This is a genomic window from Bradyrhizobium sp. BR 1432, from assembly GCF_051547705.1.
In the GTDB taxonomy this organism is placed as follows: Bacteria; Pseudomonadota; Alphaproteobacteria; order Rhizobiales; family Xanthobacteraceae; genus Bradyrhizobium; species Bradyrhizobium zhanjiangense.
Genome location: NZ_JBPUGF010000003.1, coordinates 7,655,099 through 7,676,505, shown reverse-complemented (window position 1 = coordinate 7,676,505; position 21,407 = coordinate 7,655,099). Strand labels below are relative to the sequence as shown.

At 63.9% G+C, this 21,407-nt stretch carries 21 protein-coding genes and 1 pseudogene; 17 read left to right on the top strand and 5 right to left on the bottom strand.

Annotation, left to right across the window (positions count from 1 at the left end):
- From ACSKB8_RS37310 to ACSKB8_RS37240, 15 genes and pseudogenes are all read left to right on the top strand, one after another.
- Complete coding sequence (locus ACSKB8_RS37310; protein WP_438109487.1) at nucleotides 1–1,107, top strand: ABC transporter ATP-binding protein; 1,107 nt, start codon at nucleotides 1–3, stop codon at nucleotides 1,105–1,107.
- A 16-nt stretch (nucleotides 1,108–1,123) separates the two neighbouring features.
- Nucleotides 1,124–1,717, top strand: a complete 594-nt coding sequence (locus ACSKB8_RS37305; RefSeq protein ID WP_438110832.1) for an ATP-binding cassette domain-containing protein — start codon at nucleotides 1,124–1,126, stop codon at nucleotides 1,715–1,717.
- Nucleotides 1,692–2,240, top strand: a complete 549-nt coding sequence (locus ACSKB8_RS37300) for a TOBE domain-containing protein (protein ID WP_438109486.1) — start codon at nucleotides 1,692–1,694, stop codon at nucleotides 2,238–2,240. The genes ACSKB8_RS37305 and ACSKB8_RS37300 overlap by 26 nt, the downstream gene beginning before the upstream one ends.
- A gap of 2 nt (nucleotides 2,241–2,242) precedes the next feature.
- Complete coding sequence (locus ACSKB8_RS37295; protein WP_438109485.1) at nucleotides 2,243–3,823, top strand: FGGY family carbohydrate kinase; 1,581 nt, start codon at nucleotides 2,243–2,245, stop codon at nucleotides 3,821–3,823.
- On the top strand, nucleotides 3,816–4,859 hold the full coding sequence (locus ACSKB8_RS37290) for a 2-hydroxyacid dehydrogenase (RefSeq protein ID WP_438109484.1): 1,044 nt from the start codon (nucleotides 3,816–3,818) through the stop codon (nucleotides 4,857–4,859). Before ACSKB8_RS37295 ends, ACSKB8_RS37290 begins: the two co-directional genes overlap by 8 nt.
- Nucleotides 4,860–4,878: 19 nt before the next feature.
- Nucleotides 4,879–5,628 carry a class II aldolase/adducin family protein gene (locus ACSKB8_RS37285; RefSeq protein WP_438109483.1) on the top strand — a complete coding sequence of 250 codons (750 nt, stop codon included), beginning with the start codon at nucleotides 4,879–4,881 and terminating at the stop codon, nucleotides 5,626–5,628.
- Nucleotides 5,628–7,136 (top strand): glycerol-3-phosphate dehydrogenase, encoded by a 1,509-nt coding sequence (locus tag ACSKB8_RS37280; RefSeq protein ID WP_438109482.1) that lies wholly within the window; start codon nucleotides 5,628–5,630, stop codon nucleotides 7,134–7,136. Before ACSKB8_RS37285 ends, ACSKB8_RS37280 begins: the two co-directional genes overlap by 1 nt.
- Before the next feature lie 136 nt (nucleotides 7,137–7,272).
- Nucleotides 7,273–8,604 carry an extracellular solute-binding protein gene (locus tag ACSKB8_RS37275; RefSeq protein ID WP_438109481.1) on the top strand — a complete coding sequence of 444 codons (1,332 nt, stop codon included), beginning with the start codon at nucleotides 7,273–7,275 and terminating at the stop codon, nucleotides 8,602–8,604.
- A gap of 149 nt (nucleotides 8,605–8,753) precedes the next feature.
- Nucleotides 8,754–9,641 carry an ABC transporter permease subunit gene (locus ACSKB8_RS37270; RefSeq protein ID WP_438110830.1) on the top strand — a complete coding sequence of 296 codons (888 nt, stop codon included), beginning with the start codon at nucleotides 8,754–8,756 and terminating at the stop codon, nucleotides 9,639–9,641.
- 4 nt (nucleotides 9,642–9,645) lie between these two features.
- Nucleotides 9,646–10,567: pseudogene (locus tag ACSKB8_RS37265) on the top strand (ABC transporter permease subunit).
- A gap of 9 nt (nucleotides 10,568–10,576) precedes the next feature.
- Nucleotides 10,577–11,338 (top strand): glycerophosphodiester phosphodiesterase family protein, encoded by a 762-nt coding sequence (locus ACSKB8_RS37260; RefSeq protein ID WP_370988515.1) that lies wholly within the window; start codon nucleotides 10,577–10,579, stop codon nucleotides 11,336–11,338.
- Complete coding sequence (locus tag ACSKB8_RS37255; RefSeq protein WP_438109480.1) at nucleotides 11,335–12,942, top strand: alkaline phosphatase D family protein; 1,608 nt, start codon at nucleotides 11,335–11,337, stop codon at nucleotides 12,940–12,942. The genes ACSKB8_RS37260 and ACSKB8_RS37255 overlap by 4 nt, the downstream gene beginning before the upstream one ends.
- A gap of 22 nt (nucleotides 12,943–12,964) precedes the next feature.
- Complete coding sequence (locus ACSKB8_RS37250) at nucleotides 12,965–13,912, top strand: sugar-binding transcriptional regulator (protein ID WP_438109479.1); 948 nt, start codon at nucleotides 12,965–12,967, stop codon at nucleotides 13,910–13,912.
- Nucleotides 13,913–14,054: 142 nt separating this feature from the next.
- Nucleotides 14,055–15,080 carry a zinc-dependent alcohol dehydrogenase gene (locus ACSKB8_RS37245; RefSeq protein WP_438109478.1) on the top strand — a complete coding sequence of 342 codons (1,026 nt, stop codon included), beginning with the start codon at nucleotides 14,055–14,057 and terminating at the stop codon, nucleotides 15,078–15,080.
- A 51-nt stretch (nucleotides 15,081–15,131) separates the two neighbouring features.
- Nucleotides 15,132–15,521, top strand: a complete 390-nt coding sequence (locus tag ACSKB8_RS37240) for an NUDIX hydrolase (RefSeq protein ID WP_128934670.1) — start codon at nucleotides 15,132–15,134, stop codon at nucleotides 15,519–15,521.
- Nucleotides 15,522–15,624: 103 nt separating this feature from the next.
- Here ACSKB8_RS37240 and ACSKB8_RS37235 read toward each other — a convergent pair whose 3' ends face one another.
- The 3 genes from ACSKB8_RS37235 to ACSKB8_RS37225 are packed head-to-tail and all read right to left on the bottom strand — an operon-like array spanning nucleotide 15,625 to nucleotide 17,587.
- Nucleotides 15,625–15,921 carry a hypothetical protein gene (locus tag ACSKB8_RS37235; protein WP_438109477.1) on the bottom strand — a complete coding sequence of 99 codons (297 nt, stop codon included), beginning with the start codon at nucleotides 15,919–15,921 and terminating at the stop codon, nucleotides 15,625–15,627.
- Between the two features lie 26 nt (nucleotides 15,922–15,947).
- Nucleotides 15,948–16,472 (bottom strand): flavin reductase family protein, encoded by a 525-nt coding sequence (locus ACSKB8_RS37230; protein ID WP_438109476.1) that lies wholly within the window; start codon nucleotides 16,470–16,472, stop codon nucleotides 15,948–15,950.
- Between the two features lie 26 nt (nucleotides 16,473–16,498).
- Nucleotides 16,499–17,587, bottom strand: coding sequence for an LLM class flavin-dependent oxidoreductase (locus ACSKB8_RS37225; protein WP_438109475.1), 1,089 nt, complete (start codon nucleotides 17,585–17,587; stop codon nucleotides 16,499–16,501).
- Nucleotides 17,588–17,709: 122 nt separating this feature from the next.
- On the opposite strand from ACSKB8_RS37225, the gene ACSKB8_RS37220 reads away from it, so the two are divergent.
- The gene (locus tag ACSKB8_RS37220) at nucleotides 17,710–18,624 is read left to right on the top strand and encodes a LysR family transcriptional regulator (protein WP_438109474.1); all 915 of its coding nucleotides are present in this window, start codon (nucleotides 17,710–17,712) and stop codon (nucleotides 18,622–18,624) included.
- A 15-nt stretch (nucleotides 18,625–18,639) separates the two neighbouring features.
- Here the strand turns inward: ACSKB8_RS37220 and ACSKB8_RS37215 are convergent, their stop codons facing one another.
- A complete protein-coding gene (locus ACSKB8_RS37215; RefSeq protein ID WP_438109473.1) occupies nucleotides 18,640–19,527 on the bottom strand; it encodes an SMP-30/gluconolactonase/LRE family protein in 888 nt (295 codons plus the stop codon).
- Nucleotides 19,528–19,653: 126 nt separating this feature from the next.
- Here ACSKB8_RS37215 and ACSKB8_RS37210 point away from each other — a divergent pair, with 126 nt between their 5' ends.
- A complete protein-coding gene (locus ACSKB8_RS37210) occupies nucleotides 19,654–20,328 on the top strand; it encodes a TetR/AcrR family transcriptional regulator (RefSeq protein ID WP_438109472.1) in 675 nt (224 codons plus the stop codon).
- Between the two features lie 16 nt (nucleotides 20,329–20,344).
- On the opposite strand, the gene ACSKB8_RS37205 is transcribed toward ACSKB8_RS37210, so the two are convergent.
- Entirely contained in the window at nucleotides 20,345–21,322 is a 978-nt protein-coding gene (locus tag ACSKB8_RS37205) for a tripartite tricarboxylate transporter substrate binding protein (protein ID WP_438109471.1), read from the bottom strand.
- Nucleotides 21,323–21,407 lie beyond the last annotated feature (85 nt).

The window sequence follows — 21,407 nt, the reverse complement described above, 5'->3', positions numbered from 1 at the left end:
ATGGCGCGTCTTGAACTCAACGCCGTCGGCAAGTCATTCGGCCCGGTCCGCTGCGCCGAGGATGTTTCCTTGGCCGTCGAACCCGGCGAGATCGTCGCGGTGTTCGGCCCGTCCGGCAGCGGCAAGACCGTGCTCTTGCGCATGATCGCCGGCATGTTCGAACCGGACGAAGGCGACATTCTGGTCGGCGGTCAATCGATCGTGGGGGCGCCGCCCGAGCAGCGCGGGATCGGCATGGCCTTCCAGAACTTCGCCCTGTTTCCTCACATGAGTGCGCAGGCCAACATCGCAAGCGGCTTGCGTGCCAGGGCGGGCGCGGCCGAAGTCGCGAGCCGGGTCAAGTCGATCAGCCGGCTTCTGAAGATCGAGCATGTGCTTGGCCACATGCCCCGCGAATTGTCGAACGGGCAGAAGCAACGCACCGCGCTTGCCCGCGCGCTGATCGGCAATCCCGATGCGCTGCTGCTCGATGATCCCTTGCGCAACGTCGATGCCAAGCTTCGCTACGAAATGCGGCTCGAATTGCCGAGCCTGCTCCGGCGGAGCTCGGCCGCCGTTCTCTATGTCACTCAGGACTATCGGGAGGCGATGGCGATCGCCGACCGGATCGCGGTCCTGGTTGACGGGCATCTGGTGCAGGTCGCGCGTCCCGAGGAGATCTATGCCAGGCCGGCATCCGTTGCCGTCGCGCGCCTGTTCGGCGATCCCAGCATCAATCTGGCAGAGGTCGAGCCGGCCGCGGCGCAGGGCGGTCTCGGTGCGGAGGTGGCGGGGACGTTCGTTCGCCTCGATGCCGCCGATCGCGCGGCCGTCGATCATGGTGCGTGCTGGCTTGGTGTGCGCCCGGATGATCTCGTCATCACCCGCCAACCAAGCGAAAATGCCATTCCGGCGCGCATCGTCGCCATCACACCGATGCACGAGAAAGCCGTGCTGCTTCTGCGCTTCTCCGACGGGACCGAATGGCTGGCCGCCCTGCCACAGGACTTCGCCATGGCAAGTGCGGAGGATGGCGTCTTCGTTCGGTTCGCGCCGGAGGCGGCTCTCTTATTTGACCGCACGACAGGCCTGCGTTTGGACCTGTCGCCTCGGCGGCAGGCCGCATGATGGGAGCGCTGTGAGCATGGGCGTGCTGGAGATCAGGAAGGTCGACAAGGTCTACCAGAGCCGCGGCAAGCCGCCGGTTCACGCCGTGCGCGCGCTGGATATGGAGGTCGACAAGGGGGAGATCGTCGCGCTGTTGGGGTCGTCGGGCTGCGGCAAGACCTCGACCCTGCGGATGATCGCGGGCTTCGAGAGCGTCACCTCGGGGACGATCACGCTCGGCCAGCGCCGAATCGACGAATTGCCGCCGGCGAGGCGCAAGGTGGCGATGGCCTTTGAAGGCTATTCGCTCTACCCGCCGCTCACCGTTCGCGAAAACATCGCCTTCGCCTTGAAGGCGCAGCAGCTCTCGCATGGCGAGGTTTCCCGCCGGGTCGAAGCGATCGCGCGGCTGGTGGAAATCGAGGACATTCTCGACAGCTATCCGCGCTCGATCTCCGGGGGGCAGCCAGCAACGCGTCTCGCTGGCGCGCGCCTTGGTGCGCGACGCCGATCTGTATCTGTTGGACGAGCCGATGGGCCAGCTCGAGCCGCAGCTCCGCGCGGTGCTGCGCGGCCGGATCAAGGGGCTGCTTGCCGAGCGGGGGATGACGGCGATATTCGTCACCCATGACCAGACCGAGGCGAGCGCGCTCGCCGACCGTATCGCAGTCATGGAAGACGGCGTGCTTCAGCAGTTCGCAAGCGAACGGGAGTTGAAGGATCATCCCGCGAATTTGTTCGTTGCGAGCTTCATCGGCGAGCCACCGATGAACCTGCTCGAGACCGAAGTCGCTCGCGCCGATGGCGGCTTCCGTCTCTCGATCGGCCCGGATGTCGCGTTCCAGCTCGACGGGCGGACGCTCGACCCGGCCGCGGGCCGCGCGCTCGAGCAGAGCCCGCGTGTCCGGATCGGCATCAGGCCGCAGAAGATTTCCGTCGGCCACGGGGATGTGCGCGTGCGCGTCGTCTCAAACCAGTGGCTCGGCGACCAGTCGCATGTCGCAGGCGAACGCGAGGGCCGTCTCCTCATCGCGGTGACGCCGAACAAGATCGCCGCGCGACCCGGAGACATTATTCCCTTCGCGCTGGAGACGCGGCACCTTCATGTGTTCGGCGCCGACGGCAACTGCATTCGCCACGCGGAGGCAGCTTGATCATGAGCACCGAGCCGGGTCGCGACGTCATCATCGGCATTGATGCCGGCACGTCCTTGATCAAGACGGTCGCGTTCACGCGCGATGGCCGGCAGCTCGGCGAATACGCGCTTCCGAACAGCTACACGACGTCGACCGGCGGACATGTCGAGCAGGACATGGCGCGGACCTGGAACGATACTATCGCCGCACTGCGCGGTCTGGGAGCGGCGATACCCGATCTTGCCTCACGGCTCGCCGCCATCGCGGTGACAGGGCAGGGCGATGGCACCTGGCTGATCGACGATGATGGGCATCCCGTCGCGCCGGCCCTGCTCTGGCTCGACTCGCGTGCTGCCAGTCTCGTCGGGGACATCCGCGCCAGCGAGCGCAATGCGGCGCTCTATCGGCGGACCGGCTCGGGGCTGAACGCCTGCCAGCAGGGGCCGCAACTGGCCTGGTTGCAGGCGCATGCGCCCGACAGCCTGTCGCGCGCCCGCACGGCCTTTCATTGCAAGGACTGGCTCTATTTCCTGCTCACCGGCGAGCGTGCGACCGATCCGTCGGAGGCGACGTTCTCCTGCGGCGATTTCCGCAAGCGCCGCTTTGACGCGGAAACGGCGCGCTTGATCGGTATCACCGATTGCATGGCCCTGTTTCCGGACGTCGTCGACGGCGTCGTGACTACGCATCCGCTGAATGCCAGCGCGGCGCTCGAGATCGGACTGCCGCAGGGCGTTCCGGTCTCGCTCGGCTATGTCGACGTCATCTGCAACGCGCTGGGGGCCGGGCTCTACGATCCGGCGCCGGATGTCGGTTGCACCATCATCGGATCGACCGGCATGCATATGCGGCTGGCGCCAAGCGCCGATGCGGTGGTCCTCAACGCCGAGGCGACCGGCTATACCATGCCGTTTCCGGTCTCCGGTCACTATGCCCAGATGCAATCGAACATGGCGGCGACGCTGAACATCGACTGGCTCCTCGACCTCGCGCGCGACCTGCTCGCCGCCGAGGGCATTACGCGTTCGCGCGCCGACCTGATCCGTCGACTCGACGACCACGTGCTCGAGGCGCGGCCCGGCGAGCTCCTATTCCATCCCTTCATTTCCGATGCCGGCGAGCGCGGCCCATTCGTCGCCCATGAAGCCTGCGCACAATTCCTGGGCTTGCGCACACGCCACGGCTATTGGGATCTGATGCGCGCGGTCATGGAAGGGCTCGCCTTCGCCGCCCGTGATTGCTACGCCGCGATGGGCGCGCTGCCGCGGGACGTGCGCATCACCGGTGGCGCGGCGCGAAGCCGGGCGCTCGGCGCGATCCTCGGTGCTGCGCTGGAATGCAACGTTCGTGTCTGTAGTCGCGGCGAAGCGGGAGCTGCGGGCGCCGCCATGATCGCGGCAGTGGCGACCGGCCTCTATCCGGACATGGCGGCCTGTGCGGATGTGTGGGTGCGGCCGTATCTCGCCGCGCCGCAAACGCCGGATGCGGTCTTGGCGTCGCACTATGCGCGGCTGTTTCCGGCCTATCTCGAGGCCAGGCTCGCGGCGCGGCCGGTCTGGAAGCAACTCGCGGCCGTGCGTGCGGGAGCCGGTCATGCCTAAGATCATTGCCATCGTCGGTGACCGCTTCATGCTGCCGAGCGTCTTTGCCGAACGGATCACGGCGGCTTGCGGCAGCAACGGCATCGACATCCGCATCCTGGAGCAGCCCTGGCCGGACGAGCCGATGGAGCACGGCTATGCCGGCTCCAAGCTCGACGGATTGAAGGAGTTCATGGGCGACCCCGACGAGGTCGCGGATTTCATCGGCGACGCCGCGCTGCTGGTCACGCATCTCGCGCCGATCTCGCGGTCGATGCTGCAGCGGCTGCCGAAGCTTAAGTTCATTGCGGTGTCGCGCGGCGGTCCGGTCAACATTGACATGCAGGCAGCGCGCGATCACAAGGTGCTCGTGGTCAACACGCCCGGCCGCAATGCCAGTGCTGTGGCCGAGTTCACCATCGGCGCCATTCTCGCCGAAACGCGCCTGATCCGCAGCGGGCACGAATCCTTACGCGGCGGCGAATGGCGTGGCGATCTCTACCGCGCCGATCGCACCGGGCGCGAGCTCGGCGAGATGACCGTCGGCATCGTCGGCTATGGCGCGATTGGCACCCGCGTGGTGAAACTGCTCAAGGCATTCGGCTGTAGGATCCTGGTGGCGGACCCATACGTCCAGCTCAGTGTGCAAGATCGCAATGACGGCGTCGAGCACGTCGGCTTGAGCAAGCTCTTGGCGCGCGCCGACGTGATCAGCCTGCATGCGCGGGTGACCGCCGAGACCACCGGCTTCATCGATCGCGCGGCGTTGGCGCAGGTCAAGCCGGGCGCCATCTTCATCAATACGGCGCGCGGGCCCTTGGTCGACTACACGGCGCTCTACGAGGCGCTTTCCACCGGGCGGCTCGGCGGGGCCATGCTCGACACCTTTGCCGTGGAGCCGGTGCCGGCCGACTGGCCGCTCCTGCAGCTGCCCAACGTCACGCTGACGCCCCACATTGCGGGGGCCTCGTTGCGCACCGTCACCATTGCTGCCGATCAGGCAGCCGAGGAGGTTCGCCGCTATCTCGCCGGCGAGCCGCCACTCAATCCGTGCTGAAGACGAAAGGTATCTTGCCATGACCCGTGAGGAGCGACAGTTGCGCGAGGCGATCATCGCCAAGTGCCGATGGATGAACGCTTCAGGGCTTAATCAGGGGACGTCAGGCAACATCTCCGCCCGGTACAAGGATCGGATGCTGATCACGCCATCGGCGACGCCCTATGACGCGATGAAGCCGGAGATGATCGCCTCGATGCCGCTTGAAAGTGACTACGGCTCCTGGGATGGGCCGTTGCAGCCGTCGACCGAATGGCGCTTCCATCTCGACATCATGCGCGGCCGTCCCGACGTCGGCAGCGTCGTCCATACCCATTCCACCTACGCGACGGTGCTTGCGATCGCGCGCAAGCCGATCCCGGCGTGCCACTACATGATGGCAGCGTTCGGGGGCAATGACATCCGCTGCGCCGGCTACGCGCGCTACGGCACGGCGGAATTATCCGAGCTGGCGCTCGCCGCGCTCGAAGGCCGCAACGGCTGCCTGCTGGCCAATCATGGCATGATCGCGGTGGGCGCCAACCTCGACAAGGCGATGTGGCTGGCGGTCGAGCTCGAGACCATCGCACGCCAATATTACCTCTCGCTGGCATTGGGATCGCCGCACATTCTCAGCGAAGCGGAGATCGCCGACACGGCGAAGGGCTTCTCGACCTACGGTCTCCAGCAGCCCAAATCCAAGACGGCGAAGGCAAAGCCGGGTAAGGCAGGCGCATCGGCAAGGGCGGCCGCGCGACAACGGATCGAGAAGAAGCGCAGCAGGACGTGATGACGCAGGCTGCGCCGCACGCGGGCAGGGATCATGGGCTGGTCGACATCGCGATTATTGGCGGTGGCATCAACGGAGCCGGCATCGCGCGCGATGCGGCGGGCCGCGGCCTGAAGGTCCTGCTATGCGAGAAGGGTGACTTCGCCGAAGGCACCTCGTCGCGCTCGGGCAAGCTCGTTCACGGCGGTTTGCGCTATCTTGAATATTATGAATTTCGCTTGGTGCGCGAAGCCTTGATCGAGCGCGAGGTGCTGCTCGCGTCCGCGCCGCACATCATCTGGCCGATGCGCTTCGTGCTGCCGCATTCGCCGGAGCAGCGGCCGGCCTGGCTGATCCGCACCGGCTTGTTTCTCTACGACCATCTCGGCGGCCGCAAGCGGCTGCCGTCGAGCAGGGGTCTCGATCTCGCGCATGCGTCGGAGGGCGCGCCGCTGCGCTCCGAATTCAGGCGCGGCTTTGAATATTCGGATTGCTGGGTCGATGACGCACGGCTCGTGATCCTCAATCTGGTTGATGCCGCGCGCAACGGCGCCATCATCCTGCCCCGCACCCGCGCCCTAAGTGCGCGCCGGGAAGGTGACGCATGGCAGCTGGAGATGCAGGGGGATGACGGCGGCAGGCACACCGTCCGGGCGCGCGCGCTGGTCAACGCGGCGGGGCCGTGGGTCCAGGACGTTGTGCAAGATGTCGTCGGGCTGAATTCGTCGCACAATGTGCGGCTGGTCAAGGGCAGCCATATCGTGGTGCCGAAATTCTGGAGCGGAGCGCAGGCCTATCTGCTCCAGAACGAGGACCGTCGCGTCATCTTCGTCAATCCTTACGAGAAAGACCTCGCACTGATCGGCACGACGGACATCTCCTATGATGGCCGCGCCGAGGACGTCGAGATCGACGACACCGAGATCGCCTATCTGCTCGGCGTGTTGGGCCGTTACTTTCGTGTCCCCCCGTCGGAGCAGGAGATCGTCCATGCATTTTCCGGTGTTCGGCCGCTCTATGACGACAATGCCGAAAACCCGTCTGCGGTGACGCGCGACTATGTTTTCGAGGTTCACGGCGAGCAGGGCGTGCCGCCGCTGCTCTCGATCTTCGGTGGCAAGATCACGACCTACCGTCGGCTCGCGGAGCATGCGTTGCAGCGACTTGAGGCATGGTTTCCGAAGATGTCGCCGGGCTGGACGGCGGGAAGGCCGCTGCCCGGCGGCGACATCGGTGGTGACTTCGATGCCTTCATCGTCCAGCTGGCAGGCGAATATTCCGACCTTCCGCGCAAGCTGATCCACCATTATGCGCGCCTGTATGGCACGCGGGCGCGCGAACTGCTTGGTTCGGCCCGCGTCTCGGCCGATCTCGGTCGGCATTTCGGTGGAGACTTTTACGAACGTGAGGCCACGTTTTTACGCGAGAGCGAGTGGGCCAGAGAGCCTCAGGACTTTCTGGATCGGCGTACCAAACATGGCTTGCATCTGACAGCGGCGCAACGGGACGCCTTTGCAAGCTTTATCTAATTCGCCTGTGCCCGCGCCAGGCCGGGCGAAAGCTGCCCGGCGCGAGCCGACCCTCTTTCATCATCGCGACACATATGTCATGATAGGAATACAAATGTAAAAGCCGGGCGTCCTGCCCGGCCAGGGAGGGCTGCCTATGGGTAGGAAAGTCGCATTCATTGCGGCCTTGTTCGGCGCGTTGGCATTGGTCGGTCCGGTACAGGCGCGGGTCGAGGTGCAATGGTGGCACGCCATGAGCGGCGTCCTGGCCGACCGGCTCAATGAGCTTGTCGAGAAGTTCAACACATCGCAGGACAAATACACCGTCGTCGCCGTCGCCAAGGGCAACTATGACGAGGTGACCAACGGGGTGATCGCCGCTTATCGCGCCAAGCGGCCACCGGAAATGGTGCAGATCGCCGAGCGCGGTTACATGACGATGCTGCTCTCGGGGGCCGTAGTACCCGTACAGGACTTGATGGACCAGAAGGGTTACAAGATCGACTTCTCGGACTTCATCAAGCCCGTGGCAAGCTTCTGGAGCTATAAGGGTCGGATGTCGGCGATGCCCTTCAACTCGTCGACGCCGATCTTCTGGTACAACAAGGATCACTTCCAGAAGGCCGGTTTCGACAAGCCGGCCGACACCTGGCAGGAGTTGGAGAAGCAGCTCTACACCATCAAGTCCAAGGGGATTAGCGAATGCGGCACGGTGCTGCCCGGCGATTTCTACTGGAGCCTGCTTGAGAACTACAGCGCCATCAACAACCAGCCTTACGGCACGCTCGCAAACGGCTTTGACGGGCTTGGGACCGAGTTCGTCTACAACAAAACCAAGGTGGTCTCGCAAGTCGCGCGCTTGAAGAAGTGGCTCGACGACGGCGTGATGCAGATCGCGGGCCAGGGCTTCAGCCCAGAACAATTGTTCACGTCGGGACGGTGCGCGACGTTCGTCAATTCGACCGCATCGCACGGCAATATCGAGCGCAATGCGACCATCAACTGGAGCGCCAGCTTCCTGCCGCACGAGAGCGATGTCAATCCGCCCCTCAACAGCACCATCGGCGGCGGCGCCATCTGGGTCCTGAAGGGCCACACGCCGGATCGATACGAGGCCGTCGCGGCCTTTCTGAACTTTGTCGCCCAGCCGGAAACCCAGGTGTGGTGGCATGGCGCAACCGGCTACGTTCCCGCCACGAACCGGGCCTATGCGCTTGCGTGGGAACGTGGCTACTACAAGGATCACCCGACCAGAGAAATTGCTGTGCTACAGCTCTCGCGTGGCACGCCGAATGAGAACTCGCGCGGCTTCCGCTTCGGCAATTTCGTGCAGACGATGCTGGCCCAGCGCCAGGAGGTGGAGGCCGTCTTTGCCGGTCAGAAGCAGCCGCAACAGGCGATGGATGACGCGGTCAAGCGAGGCAACGAGATCTTGCGGCAATTCGAGAAGCTCAACGCCGGGAAGACTTCGGAAACCGAGCGTCCATGACTTTACGACTATCCATTCCTTGGCGTGATGGGCGCGCACCCGTGCTTCAGAGAAGGCACGGGGGCGGCCAGTCCAAGGTCGGGACCGGTGCGACGGCTGGCGGATCCCGAGCGCCCGCAAAGGCGCGGCGCCGTGAGCAAGAGGCAGGACTGAAGCGAGCCAATTTCGGCGATGGCCCCGGCCTGCCGACGTTGCTGTTGCTGCCGCAATTGCTGATCCTACTGTTCTTCTTCTTCATCCCGTCGCTGCGGGCGCTGATGCAATCCGTCTTGCTCAGTGATCCCTTTGGAACCAGCGTCCAGTTCGTGTGGTTCGACAATTTCAAGATGCTGTTTGCGAGTACCGAGTATCGCCAGTCGATCGCGGTGACGTTCTGGTTCACGGTGGGGCAGAACGTGCTCACGCTGGGGAGCGCGCTGGTGCTCGCCTTTGCCACTGACAGGATCGTGCGCGGTCGTTCGATCTATCGCACGATCATTCTGTTGCCCTATGCGATTGCGCCCGCGATCGCCGGTATCCTGTGGGCCTTCCTGTTCAATCCGGCGGTTGGCCCGCTCGCTCAGGTGCTGCACGGGTTCGGCATTGCCTGGGATCCCAACCTCAATCCGACCGACGCACTGATCCTGGTTACACTCGCAGCGTCATGGAAGCACATCTGCTACGACTACATCTTCCTGGTCGTGGGTCTGCTCGCGGTGCCGGTATCGCTCACGGAGGCCGCCGCGGTGGACGGCGCCGGTCCGATCCGGCGCTTCGTCTCGATCGCGCTGCCGATGCTCGGGCCTACCATCTTCTTTCTCACCGTGATGAACTTCATCTATGGCTTCTTCGAAACCTTCGCCATCATCGATGCCGTCACCAAAGGCGGTCCGGCCGGCGCAACCAACATCCTGGTCTACAAAGTCTTCGTCGATGGCTTCGTCAATCTCGACCTCGGCTCGTCGGCCGCGCAATCGGTTCTTTTGATGAGCTTCGCGCTGATCTGCACGCTGCTGCAGTTCCGCTACTTCGACCGCAAGGTCAATTACGGAGTTTAGCAGTATGGTCGAGCGCTCACCGGTCCTTAGCATGGTCTGCCACGCGATCCTGATCGCCGGTGCGCTGACGGTCTGCATTCCGCTGTATTTCGCGTTCGTAGCGGGCTCGCTTACGGTCGCCGAGGTGCAGAAGGTGCCGCTGCCGTGGCTCCCGGGCAGCCAGTTCTTCGACAATCTGCAATTGGCGTGGAGCAAGGGCAATTTCAGCCGCACCTTCACCAACTCTATCGTCGTGGCGCTCGGCATCACCGCCGGAAAGATCGCGGTATCGCTGCTGTCGGCCTTCGCGATCACCTACTTTCGATTCCGCTACCGAATGCTCGCATTCTGGCTCATCTTCGTCTCGCTGATGCTGCCAATCGAGGTTCGGATCGTGCCGACCTTCGAAGCCGTGGCCAATGCAGCACTGCCTCTGCAATGGCTCGTCGACACCCTGCATGTGGCGGATCTGTGGGGTCGGATCAGCGGTCACGACATCGCGATCTCGCTCGAATGGAACATGGTCAACACCTATCCCGGGCTGATCCTGCCGCTGATCGCCTCGGCCACCGCCACTTTCCTGTTTCGGCAATTCTTCCTGACGGTGCCAGACGAGCTGTGCGAGGCGGCGAGGCTGGACGGTGCGTCGCCGCTGCATTTCTTCTGGAGCATCCTGCTGCCGCTGTCGGTGCCGAACATGGTGGCGCTCGCCATCATCCTGTTCCTGTTCGGCTGGAATCGAGTATCTCTGGCCGTTGCTGTTCACGACCGACAAGGACATGGCCACAGCGGTCATTGCATTGAAGGGGCTGATTCCGCGCTCCGACAGCGAGCCGGCCTGGAACATCGCCATGAGCGGCGCGCTCCTCACAATGTTGCCGCCGGCGCTGGTCGTCCTGCTGTTGCAGCGCTGGTTCATCAAGGGTCTTATCGACAGCAGCAAGTAGGGATCGATCATGGTTTTCATCGCCGGGCATCGCGGCGCGCGCAATCTTTGGCCGGAGAACAGCCTGACGGGCTTCCGCAACTTATGCAGGGAGGGTGTCGATGCGGTCGAGTTCGACGTCCATCAAAGCGCGGATGGCGGGCTGGTCGTGATTCATGATCCGCTGCTCGACCGCACCACGTTCGATAGCGGGCCGGTTGGCGAGCGCAGCCTGAGACGCTTGACGGCGACGCGTCTTCGCGACGCCGGCGACGAGTGCATTCCGACCTTGGACGACGTGCTCGACGTGTTCGTCGAAACGACGCTTGAGCTCCACATCGAGATCAAGACGGATGCGCTCGGCAATCCCTATTCGGGTCTCGAGGCGCGGCTGATCGACGACATCAGGCGCCGGGGTCTGGAACGGCGTGCCGTCATCACCTGCTTCGTGCCGGGCGTGATCGAGACCGTGCGCCGGCTATGGCCGGAGGCGCGGGTGCTCGCCTCGCTCGACCGCCGTTCGGCGGAGATGATGGGCGGGATAGCGTCGGCGCTGGCGCAATTTGCCGCCATTCCCGGCTGCATCGTCGCGGTTGAAAAATCGCTTCTGGGGCTCACGCTGCCGCTCGCCCTCAAAGTGCTGGGATCCGAGCGTCTCGGCGCATGGGTGACGAATGAGCCGGAGGATATCGCCTACTGGCTTGCCCAACCAGTGCGGCAGATCACGACCGACCGGCCCGATCTCGCCGTGAGCATTCGCCGCAAGCTCGCAACCGCGCCCGCGCATCCATGATTGCCCGCCGCCGCTTTCTCGCGGGATCATTGGCGAGCGTCGCCTTCGCTGCGCCGGCCGGGTTCGTACGGGGAGCGCCGGTCTCTTTCAGTGCAGATCCGTTCACTCTCGGTGTTGCGTCCGGATGCCCGCGACAGGATGGCGTCATCCTGTGGACCCGCCTTGCGCCACAACCTCTCGAAGGCGGCGGCATGCGGGACGCTCCGGTGGACGTCGAGTGGCAGGTTGCTGAGGACGAGGCCTTCTCGCGCATCGCCTCCCGCGGCGTCGTGCGTGCGACCGCAGAGCTTGGACATTCCGTGCATGCCGAGGCGACGGGATTGCGGCCCGATCGCGTCTACTGGTACCGCTTCCGCGCCGGTCCGGCACTTAGCCCGGTCGGTCGCACTCGAACCGCACCGGCCGAGTCCGGGCGTCCTTTCCGTTTTGCCTTCGCATCCTGCCAGCAATACGAGCAAGGCTATTTTACCGCCTACCGCGACATGGCCGCACGCGATCTCGACCTGGTCGTGCATCTCGGCGACTACATCTATGAGAAATCCTGGGGATCGCACCACGTCCGCCAGCACGGCGTCGGGGTCCCGACGACGCTGGAGGAATTTCGGAACCGCTACGCGCTCTACAAGAGCGATCTTGACCTGCAAGCGGCGCACGCTGCCTTTCCTTGGCTTTCGGTCTGGGATGACCATGAGGTGATGGACGACTATGCCAATGATCGCTCCTACACCGTGCGCGATCCCGGCCAGCTCCTGAAGATCCGTGCGGCAGCCTATCAGGCCTATTACGAGCACATGCCACTGCCGCCTTCGGCCCGCCCACGGGGCGCGGATGCCACGATCTACGAGCACTATCGCTTCGGCGACATGCTCGACGTGCTGCTGCTCGACGACCGGCAATATCGCTCGGCATCGGCCTGTGTCGGAAGCAGGCGTCCGACTTGGGCGACCGACTGTGCAGGCCGGACGGACGAGGCGCGGACGATGCTGGGCGAGCGACAGGAACAATGGCTTGATGCGCGCCTGCGCGACTGTCGCGGCCGCTGGACGATCGTCGCGCAGCAGACATTGATGGCGCAGGACAAGCGGGAAGGGGACGATGGCGCGCATTTCTGGATGGACGGCTGGGACGGCTATCCCAATGCCCGCCGTCGTCTCCTTGATTCGCTCGTCACGCCTCGCCGACGCAATCCGATCGTGATCGGCGGCGACCGTCACGCCTTCTTTACCGCCGATCTGAAGCATGATTTTGCCCGGCCGGATGGTCCGACCATCGCGACCGAGTTCGTCGGCACCTCCATCAGCTCGGACGGGCCGAGCGATACCGGTGTGCGCAAGGCGCTGGCGGAAAATCAACATCTCGTCTATGCGCGTGGCGACAAGCGCGGCTATGCGACCGTCGAGCTCGACACCCGGCATTGCACTGTAGGTATTCGAGGCGCTCGACGACGTCAAGGACGTCAAGAGCGCCGTACGCCGGCTGACGACCTTTGTGGTCGAGGACGGCGTGCCGGGGGCGAAGGCCGCATGACGAGCGTCCGCATGGCCCCGCATTTGACGACCACCGAAAGATCGCCTCAAATGCTTCGACGTCTGATTATGCCTTGAGGCCGCTGCGGGGGGCTGCGCCGTGACTGATCAAACCATCCTGCGGGTCGCTTGGCTCTACTACATGGAGAACATGACCCAGGCCGAGATCGGCGAGCGGCTGGGGCTGACGCGTGCGCGCGTCAACCGCATGTTGTCGGATGCCCGGCAGACCGGCATCGTCAACATCAGCCTCAACTCCGCCTTTGCGAGCTGCACGGAGCTGGAGCACCGGTTGCGTCGCGAGTGCGGCCTCGAGGACGCAGTCGTCATCCCGACCCCGGAGAACCCCGAGCAGGTCGGAAGCCTGATCGGGATGGCGGCGGGAGCGTATTTGTCGAAATTCCTTGAGCAGAAGCGCCCGCGTATCATCGGTATCGGCTGGGGCGCTACCTTGCGCGAGACCATCCGCTACGTCACGCCGGCGGACTATCCCGAGCTCTCGATCGTCTCCATGATGGGCGGCCTGTCGCGCGGACTCGAGCTCAACACCTTCGAAATCGCGGGCGAGCTCGCGCACCGGCTGCACGCCCAGTGCAGCTATCTGGCCGCCCCGATTTTTGCCAGCAGCCGACGCTCGCGCGATACGTTCCTGGCCCAGGAGGTCTATCAGGAGGTGCTGAACAGCGTCGAGCAGATCGATCTTGCGCTGTTGAGCATGGGAGATCTGACCCCGCGGTCGCTGCTGGTGCGGCACGGTCTGCCGCCGGACGTACGCATCGAGCATTTGCGGGCCGCAGGCGCCGTCGGCGACGTGCTCGCGCAATTTCTCGACAAGTCTGGTCGGCCGATCGATCACGGCATCAACAGCCGCGCCATCGCGCTGCCGCTCGAAAAGTTGGCGCGCGTGCCGACCTCGATGCTGATCGCCGGGGGCCTCAACAAGGCGCCGATCATCGCCGCGGTACTACGCGGCCGGATCGGTAAGGTCCTGGTGACGGACGAGAACGCCGCCGTCGCCGCGCTGAAGCTGATCGACAAGCAAAAATAGCCCCGTTTTCGCAACGAGTGTCAAATCCGTACCCTGGCGCGATCGCACCGTGCTGTCCCGGAGAGGTGCAAAAGCATTTGTCACGTCATGATTACATATGTAATATAAGGACGACAATTGCTCAATGAGAGATGGCGTCGACATGCGCGCTGCGGTGCTCCAGGACATTCGCGATATCCGCGTCCTCGATATTCCCGAACCGAGGCCGGTGGCGGAGGACGATCTCATCGTCCGCGTCAAAGCGGTCGGTGTCTGCGGCAGCGATCTGCATTCCTACCTCGAGGGTGGAACGACGGGCCCGACGCGCGTCAAGCCGTTCGTCCTGGGCCATGAATTCTCGGGTGTCCTCACGCCGGACTCGGCGCGCAAGGCGGGACTGTCGGCCGATGCGCTGGTGGCGGTCGATCCTTCCATTCCTTGCGGCCATTGTGAATGGTGTCACCGCGGCCATACCAATCTTTGCCCCAACGTGAAGTTCCTCGGCTATGCGCCCCACAACGGCGCCATGGCCGAATTTGTCTGCGTGCCGAGATCCGCCGTGCATTTGGTGCCTGACAGCATCGACCCGGCCGGTGCAGCAATCCTGGAGACACTCGGCGTCGCCATCCACGCCATGGACCTGGCGCGTCCGCGACTTCTTGAATCCGTGGCGGTGCTTGGTTGCGGGCCGGTGGGGGTGTTGTTGGTGCAACTCGCGCGGCTCGCCGGTGCCGGAAAGATCATTGCGATCGACCCGGTCGAGCAGCGTACTGCGCTGGCGTGCGACCTCGGCGCGGATGTGGCGTGCCGTAGCTACGCCGGGGTCGCGGACGTCACCGAAGGCCGCGGCGTCGATCTGGTGATCGAGGCGACCGAACTCATCGCACGGTTTCGAGCATGCGGCGCGCTGTGCGCGTATCGGCGGCCGGCTCGTTCTCGTCGGCATTCCCGAGAACAACCAGTACATCCTGAGCGGTGCGGAGTTCGCGCCGAAAGGGCTTGTCGATCAAGTTTTCGCGTCGCATGCCGGAGGTTTATCCGCGGGCCATCGCGCTTGCGCAGGGAGGGCAGGTCAAGCTCACGCCGCTGGCGACGCACCACTTCTCGCTCGACCAGACGCCTGCCGCCTTCGAGCAACAGGTCGCGCGACGAGATGGAATCATCAAGGCGATCATTTGCCCGTAGATGAGCGCGATCTTGCCTAGAGCTTGGCAGAGCGGGTGCAGCAGGACTGGTCGTGATGGCGAAATCGTCGAAGCTGGTCGTCGCAAAGAAAGGCCGCGTCCTGATGGTAAGACGCAGGCGCGACGGGCTCTGGATGTTTCCAGGCGGCCGCCGGCGAGCCGGCGAGAGCGACAGGCGCTGCCTTCGTCGTGAGATCAAGGAGGAGCTCCCCAAGCTGAAGCTTGGGCCGCTGAAACTCTGGAAGGAAGTGAAGGCGAAGAATCGCCGGTCTGGTCGCCGCATGAGTGATGCGATTTTCCTGGCAAAGAAGGTGTCAGGGCGCTTGAAGGTCGGCGACAAGAAGGAGATCGATAGAGCAGTTTGGCGTAAGCCGCATGGCGCGAGATTGACTCCGACCTCGCGCTACATTCGCGATAGGTTGTTTCCAAGGCGAGGACGTCGTTAAATTGTTGGCGACCGTTCTGCGATGGTGCGTGCCCCGGTGAGCCTGAGCCGTTCCCCGATTTCCTCCCTGGTGAAGGTCTCCAAAAAAACATCACGGCGCGAAGCTAGGGCTCGCGTTCGACATGTGCTCGGATGGCATTGCTCGTCGTTTCGATCCACCCATGCTCACGAGCCTTCGCAACCATGTCGGCGTAAGCCGCGTCCCACGTCCTGTCGTCGGGGCGTCCGGGCAGTGTCGGGGCAAGGTCGATGGGGACAAGCACGTTGCTGTCATCGACGAAGATGATTCCGCTCGTCGTGGCGGCTCGCGCGGCGGCTTTGCCTTTCAGCACCAGCTTGAACTTGCGGAAGTCGGACGGCTCGGTCAGCCGGACCTCGTTGGACGAGCAAGCGATGATCATGGTTCTGCCCTTTCGCGCCGTCTCTATCACGAATGCAGCAGGGTGCGCAGCGCGCCCTGGAAATTGACCAGAGGGCCGCCGTCGCCGCCGCGCGTCGCCACGATCCGGCCGATGAAGATGCCGTGAGTGCCAACCGCCTGGTGTTGGTAGAGCTCGCATTCGACCGCGCCGATCGCATCCCGCAGCACCGGAACGTCGAGCAGACCCTGGTCCCAGGGCGCGGTCGCAAAACGCTGGGCGCCCTTGACGCCGTCGCGGCCGGCGAAGCGCAGGGCCAGATCCTGCTGGCCGCTGCCGAGCAGGCTGACGGCAAAGCTGCCATTGGCGAGGATCGCGTCATGAGTCTCGGAGCTCGCATTGATGCCGACCAGCAGGCAGGGCGGATCCATGCAGAGCGAGGTGACCGAGCTGACCGTCAGCCCTCGCCGGTCGGCATCCGTGCCGGTCGCCACGATGGCGACGCCGCCGGCCAGATTGCCCATGGCACGACGAAACTCCGCCGCATCGACCGAGTGGCGACCGGTTCCTTGCGGAAACTTCTGGTGAGCCATGGCCAACACCTCCGGACTTGCCGACGTCAAGCCGACACCGCTTCGCCGGCGACCTTCGCATCCTTGCGGCCGCTGCGCAGTTCCTTCCGGATCGCCGGGATGATCTTGCTGCCCCACAGCTCGATCTGCTTCAGCATGGTGCGCTGGTCAAAGTCGCCGAGTTGGGTCTGCACCGCGATATGCGACGGCTTGAGGATGCTGATTTCCTCCAGCATGCGGTCGATCACCTGATTGACGCTGCCGACCGGCAGGTTCTTGCGCATCGTCTCCAGGCTCATGTCGTTGGGCCCGGCCTGTTCCTTGATCAGATAGCCGTCGTCGCTCTGGGCGCGGCGGAATTTCAGGCTTTCGGAGAGCCGGCGCTGGAAGCGGGCATTGTCGAGATAGGAGGTGACCTCGCTGTCATTGTCGCTGGCATAGGCGCAGCGCAGGAAGCCGAAGCGGGTGGCGTCGATCGACCGGCCTTCCTGGGCCGCAATGCCTTCGAGCCGCTCGCGCAGTGCCTTGATGGCATCGGTGCCATTGAGGAGAGCGGTCACGAACAGATTGTGGTTGTCGCGGATGGCGCGGCCGAGGGTCTCGGCATGGCCGGACGTTACCCAGATCGGCGGCATCGGGGTCTGCACGGTGCGCACGGCAATCGAGGTCGGCGGAATCTTCAGGTGCTGGCCGGCATAGGAAAAGATCCGCTCCTGCATGCCGGCATGCAGCACGTCGTAGAACTCGGCAAACAGCGAGTGCGAATCCTTGAGGTCGACACCGAAGCGGTCGAACTCGAATTGCTGATAGCCCGAGCCGATGCCGAGATCGAGGCGGCCGTTCGAAACGGTGTCGGCAAAGCCGATCTCGCCGAGCAGCCGCGCCGGATGATACAGCGGCAGCACGCAGACCGCGGTGCCGAGCCGGATGCGCTTGGTGAGGCCGGCGCAGTGCGCCACCATCATCAGCGGCGAGGGGCACAGGCTGTAATTGTTGAAGTGATGCTCGGCGTACCATGCGGTATCGAAGCCGGCCTCTTCAGCCGCCACGGTCTGTTCGACAGCGTTGTGGATGACCTGCTGCGAGCTTTGATGATAGCCGCGCTGCTGAGCCAAGATGAATACGCCGAATTCCATGGATGCATCCTCCGCCAATGGCTAGTCGCTTTTGCGACCTGTTCTCATCAGGCTACCGACTTGAGATTTTTCGAACAATTGGCGTAATCTGATCATGTCTTTTGCAGAATCTGAAAAGGTCGATGAATCGCCTCCAAGCCATGGAATTGTTCGTCGCTGCCGTCCGCGAGGGCAGCTTTTCCGCGGCCGGACGCCGCGCGGGGCTCTCGCCGGCATCCGTGTCGCGCTATATCGGCGAGCTCGAGGCGCAGCTTGGCGTGCAATTGCTCAACCGCAGCACGCGCCATCTCGGATTGACCGATGCCGGCAAGATCTTCTTCCAGCGCACCGAGCAGGTGCTGCACGGGATCGAGGACGCGGAGGCTGCAGCGCTCGCGCTGCAGACCGCGCCGCGGGGGACGCTACGCGTTCACTCTCGGACGCTGTTCGGCATCAAGGTGCTGTCACCATTGATCCCGCAGTTCCAGGAGCTGTACCCGGAGCTGAAGGTGGAACTGCGGCTGTCGGAACGGCGCGTCCAGCTTCGCGAGGAGGAGTTCGACATCGATTTCCAGATCGCCGCGCCCAAGGATCCAGGCCTGATGCAGCGCCGGCTGGTGCGGAGCGAACGCATCCTCGTGGCGTCACCCGACTACGTCGCGCGGAAGCCAAAGTTGCGCGGACCGGATGATCTCGTCGGCCACAATTGCCTGACCTACTGGATGGGGCCCGACGATGTGGTCTGGAAGTTCATGCGCAAGAGCAGGCTGCGCGAGATCGTCGTGCCGTCTTCGTTCAGCAGCAATAATGGCATCATCCTGTGCGACCTCGCGGTGCGCGGGCACGGCATTGCGCTGCTCGACGACTACACGGTCGCGGACGAAGTGAAGAGCGGGAGGCTGGTACGTCTGTTGCCGGGCTTTCGCGTCACCAACTCGACCTTTGACGAAGGCATCTACGCCACGTTCCAGCAGAGCAGCTATCTGCCTGAAAAAATCAGGGTGTTCGTCGACTATATGGCCGAGAGCGTGCCTCGGCTGATCAAGCGATCCGGCTAGCACCACGCGCCGCCTTCAGCGTGTGCCAAACCTGTGGGCAGGGAGTCCCGTCACACCGAGATTCTCGACGGCGAACAATCCGCCGGCGTCCGGGCTGTCATCGAAAAGATGGGTGCTGCGCGAGATCGAGGTCACATAAAGCACGTCGAGACCGGGGCCGCCGAAGGTCACGCTGGTCGGATGCCGGACGGGCATCTCGATCTTGCGCACCATCGCTCCGTCGGGTGCGAACCGTGCAATGGCGCCGATCCGCACCAGAACGGTCCAGAGATAGCCGTCCGCATCGACGGTCGCGCCGTCGCCGCCCGAGCCATGCGCGTCCATCTCAGCGAACACGCGCTTGTTCCGCAGCGGGCCGTCGCGGTGATAGTCGTAGGCCCAGATCACACGTCGTGCCGTGTCCGCAAGATAGAATATCCGGCCGTCCGGACTGAAGCAGGGGCCGTTGGTCACGGCGAGATCGGTTTCGAGCTGCTCGATCGCGCCCGCCGCATCGACGCGATACAGGCCGCCGAGCGGCTTTTCATCCTCCGCGCGCCCGCCGTGCATTGTGCCCGCCAGGAAGCGCCCGAACGGGTCGGCCTTGCCGTCGTTCAGGCGGAGCATCGGATGATCGAGGCCGATCGAGGGGCCCTTGGCCAATTCCCGCGTGCTGAAATTGTAATGCGCAAAGCCGTGGCGCAGCGCCAGCACGGCGCGGTCGTCATGCGCGAGCGCGAGCGATCCGATCGGGGCGGGCACCGAGAATTCATCGATTGCGCCGGTCGCAGGCAATAGCCTGCGGATCAGTCCGGCGAGCGAATCGATCCAGTAGAGCGACTGGGTCCGATCATCCCAGACCGGGCTCTCGCCAAGCCGGTCCCTGGTCTTGCCGATACGGGTGATGCGCGGGAGCGCGTTCATGGGAGCACCTCGTTGATCCCTTCTGCAGAGCGGACTTGACCGATCGGTCAGCGAAAAACTACGTTGGTTTTCACATGAAGATCAGTATTCGGCCGGCCCAGATGTCCGGCCAGATTTGCGGGTTCGATGGTTGAATTGTCGACAACAAAGGACGGGGTCGCCAATCAGGCGGAGGCGTCCGATCGCGTCCTGCAGATCCTGAGCGAGGCCGGGCGTCTGTTCGCCACCAAGGGCTATGACGGCACCTCGATGCGCGACATCGCGATGGCCTGCGGCATCTCGAAGTCGCTGCTGTATCATCACTTCTCCAACAAGGATGAAATCTACGCGCGCGTCGCTGTCGGCTCCACGCTGGAATTGTATCTCTTCGTGCGGGACCGGATTCCCGACGGACCGCCGTCGCAGAAGATCCGGGCCTTCATGGTTGCGACCGCGGAATATTTCCGGCGCTATCGCTGGGCATGGATCGCATCGACGACCGCCTTCTGGAACGATCCCGATCGCCACCGGCAGAAGGAGCGGATGACGCGCCGCGACCGGTTCGAGCACTTTCTGCGCGGATTGATCCAGGAAGCGATCGACGCCGGCGAGATCCGCAAGCTCGACGTTGCCATGACGGGGCGGTTGATCCTGTCGTCGCTGAATTGGATGCATCGCTGGTACAATCCCAACAAATCGGCAACACCCGAGCAGATCGCCGACATCTTTTTTGACATGGTATTCAACGGCCTTCGGACCGACGGTCATGCGGGGCCGCCAACCATCGAGCCTCCGAAGTCGCCCCGGCGAAAGGCGCGCTAGAGGCGCCTGCCTTCAATCAAGCGCGATGTGCTGCGCCGTGATGACCGGTCCCCACAGGGCGGCATCCTTGCTCAGCTGGGAATTCGAGCAATTGAGGCGGCCCGAGATCGGCCTGCAGGCCGTCGATCGCGAGCTGCCTGGCGATCTCCGGCTTTTGCATCGCCGCGTTGGCGGCGGCGTTCAGCCGGTCGATCGCCTCGCGCGGTGTGCCAGCGGGCGCGTGCAGCGCAGTCCAGAACGATGCCGAAAGCTCGGGATAGCCTGACTCGGCAAAGGTCGGGATATCAGGCAGGTTTGGCCTGCGCTGGTCGGAGGAAACGGCGAGCAAGCGGAGCTTGCCGGCCTTGACGTGCTCGATCACGGCAGCCGGCGTCGCAAAGTTGAGGTCGCACTCGCCCGACAGCAGTTCCATCACCGAGGCCGGATTGTTGCGATAGGCGACGTCGGTAACTGCAAAGCCCATCGATTTCCCCATCATGATCCCAAACAGGTGCGTCACGCTGCCCGGTCCCAGTGTGGCATAGAACATCGGCTTGTCGCGACCCTTGGCGTAACCGACAAAACTCTTCATATCCGTGACCGGCATCTTCGCGTTCACGGTCAGCGACAGCGGGCCATTGCAGAGCATGGCGACGGATGCGAAATCCGCAAGCTTGTACGGCAAGTTCTTGCGCAGCAGCACGTTGAGAGAGATCGGACCGGTGCCGCCGGCGAGGAGCACCGAACCATCCTTGGCCGCACGCGCCACATATTGCGATCCGACGATGCCGTTCGCGCCTGGCTTGTTGTCGACCAGCACGGGCTGATCGAGCGCCTCCGACATGCCCTTGGCGATCGCGCGCATCAGGCTGTCGATCGAGCCGCCGCTCGCATAGGGCACGATGATGAAGACGGTTTGCGACGAGCGCGCGCTGACGATCACAGGTGCAGCAAACGGCGCAACGATAGCGCCGGCCATGAGCGTTGCGGCCTGACGTCGGCTGATGGGTGCCACGGCGGTTCCTCCTTCATTTGATTTGGTCGAAATCTACGTCCCGACCGATCGGTCAGTCAACAGGTCAAACGTCGCGGCTATTGCA

Coding starts and splice junctions, on each gene's coding strand:
- ACSKB8_RS37310 (WP_438109487.1), top strand. CDS start 1: ATGGCGCGTCTTGAACTCAACGCCGTCGGCAAGTCATTCGGCCCGGTC.
- ACSKB8_RS37215 (WP_438109473.1), bottom strand. CDS start 19,527: ATGAACGCGCTCCCGCGCATCACCCGTATCGGCAAGACCAGGGACCGG.
- ACSKB8_RS37300 (WP_438109486.1), top strand. CDS start 1,692: ATGACGGCGATATTCGTCACCCATGACCAGACCGAGGCGAGCGCGCTC.
- ACSKB8_RS37290 (WP_438109484.1), top strand. CDS start 3,816: ATGCCTAAGATCATTGCCATCGTCGGTGACCGCTTCATGCTGCCGAGC.
- ACSKB8_RS37280 (WP_438109482.1), top strand. CDS start 5,628: ATGACGCAGGCTGCGCCGCACGCGGGCAGGGATCATGGGCTGGTCGAC.
- ACSKB8_RS37245 (WP_438109478.1), top strand. CDS start 14,055: ATGCGCGCTGCGGTGCTCCAGGACATTCGCGATATCCGCGTCCTCGAT.
- ACSKB8_RS37235 (WP_438109477.1), bottom strand. CDS start 15,921: ATGATCATCGCTTGCTCGTCCAACGAGGTCCGGCTGACCGAGCCGTCC.
- ACSKB8_RS37295 (WP_438109485.1), top strand. CDS start 2,243: ATGAGCACCGAGCCGGGTCGCGACGTCATCATCGGCATTGATGCCGGC.
- ACSKB8_RS37210 (WP_438109472.1), top strand. CDS start 19,654: ATGGTTGAATTGTCGACAACAAAGGACGGGGTCGCCAATCAGGCGGAG.
- ACSKB8_RS37260 (WP_370988515.1), top strand. CDS start 10,577: ATGGTTTTCATCGCCGGGCATCGCGGCGCGCGCAATCTTTGGCCGGAG.
- ACSKB8_RS37285 (WP_438109483.1), top strand. CDS start 4,879: ATGACCCGTGAGGAGCGACAGTTGCGCGAGGCGATCATCGCCAAGTGC.
- ACSKB8_RS37305 (WP_438110832.1), top strand. CDS start 1,124: ATGGGCGTGCTGGAGATCAGGAAGGTCGACAAGGTCTACCAGAGCCGC.
- ACSKB8_RS37275 (WP_438109481.1), top strand. CDS start 7,273: ATGGGTAGGAAAGTCGCATTCATTGCGGCCTTGTTCGGCGCGTTGGCA.
- ACSKB8_RS37240 (WP_128934670.1), top strand. CDS start 15,132: ATGGCGAAATCGTCGAAGCTGGTCGTCGCAAAGAAAGGCCGCGTCCTG.
- ACSKB8_RS37255 (WP_438109480.1), top strand. CDS start 11,335: ATGATTGCCCGCCGCCGCTTTCTCGCGGGATCATTGGCGAGCGTCGCC.
- ACSKB8_RS37225 (WP_438109475.1), bottom strand. CDS start 17,587: ATGGAATTCGGCGTATTCATCTTGGCTCAGCAGCGCGGCTATCATCAA.
- ACSKB8_RS37220 (WP_438109474.1), top strand. CDS start 17,710: ATGAATCGCCTCCAAGCCATGGAATTGTTCGTCGCTGCCGTCCGCGAG.
- ACSKB8_RS37230 (WP_438109476.1), bottom strand. CDS start 16,472: ATGGCTCACCAGAAGTTTCCGCAAGGAACCGGTCGCCACTCGGTCGAT.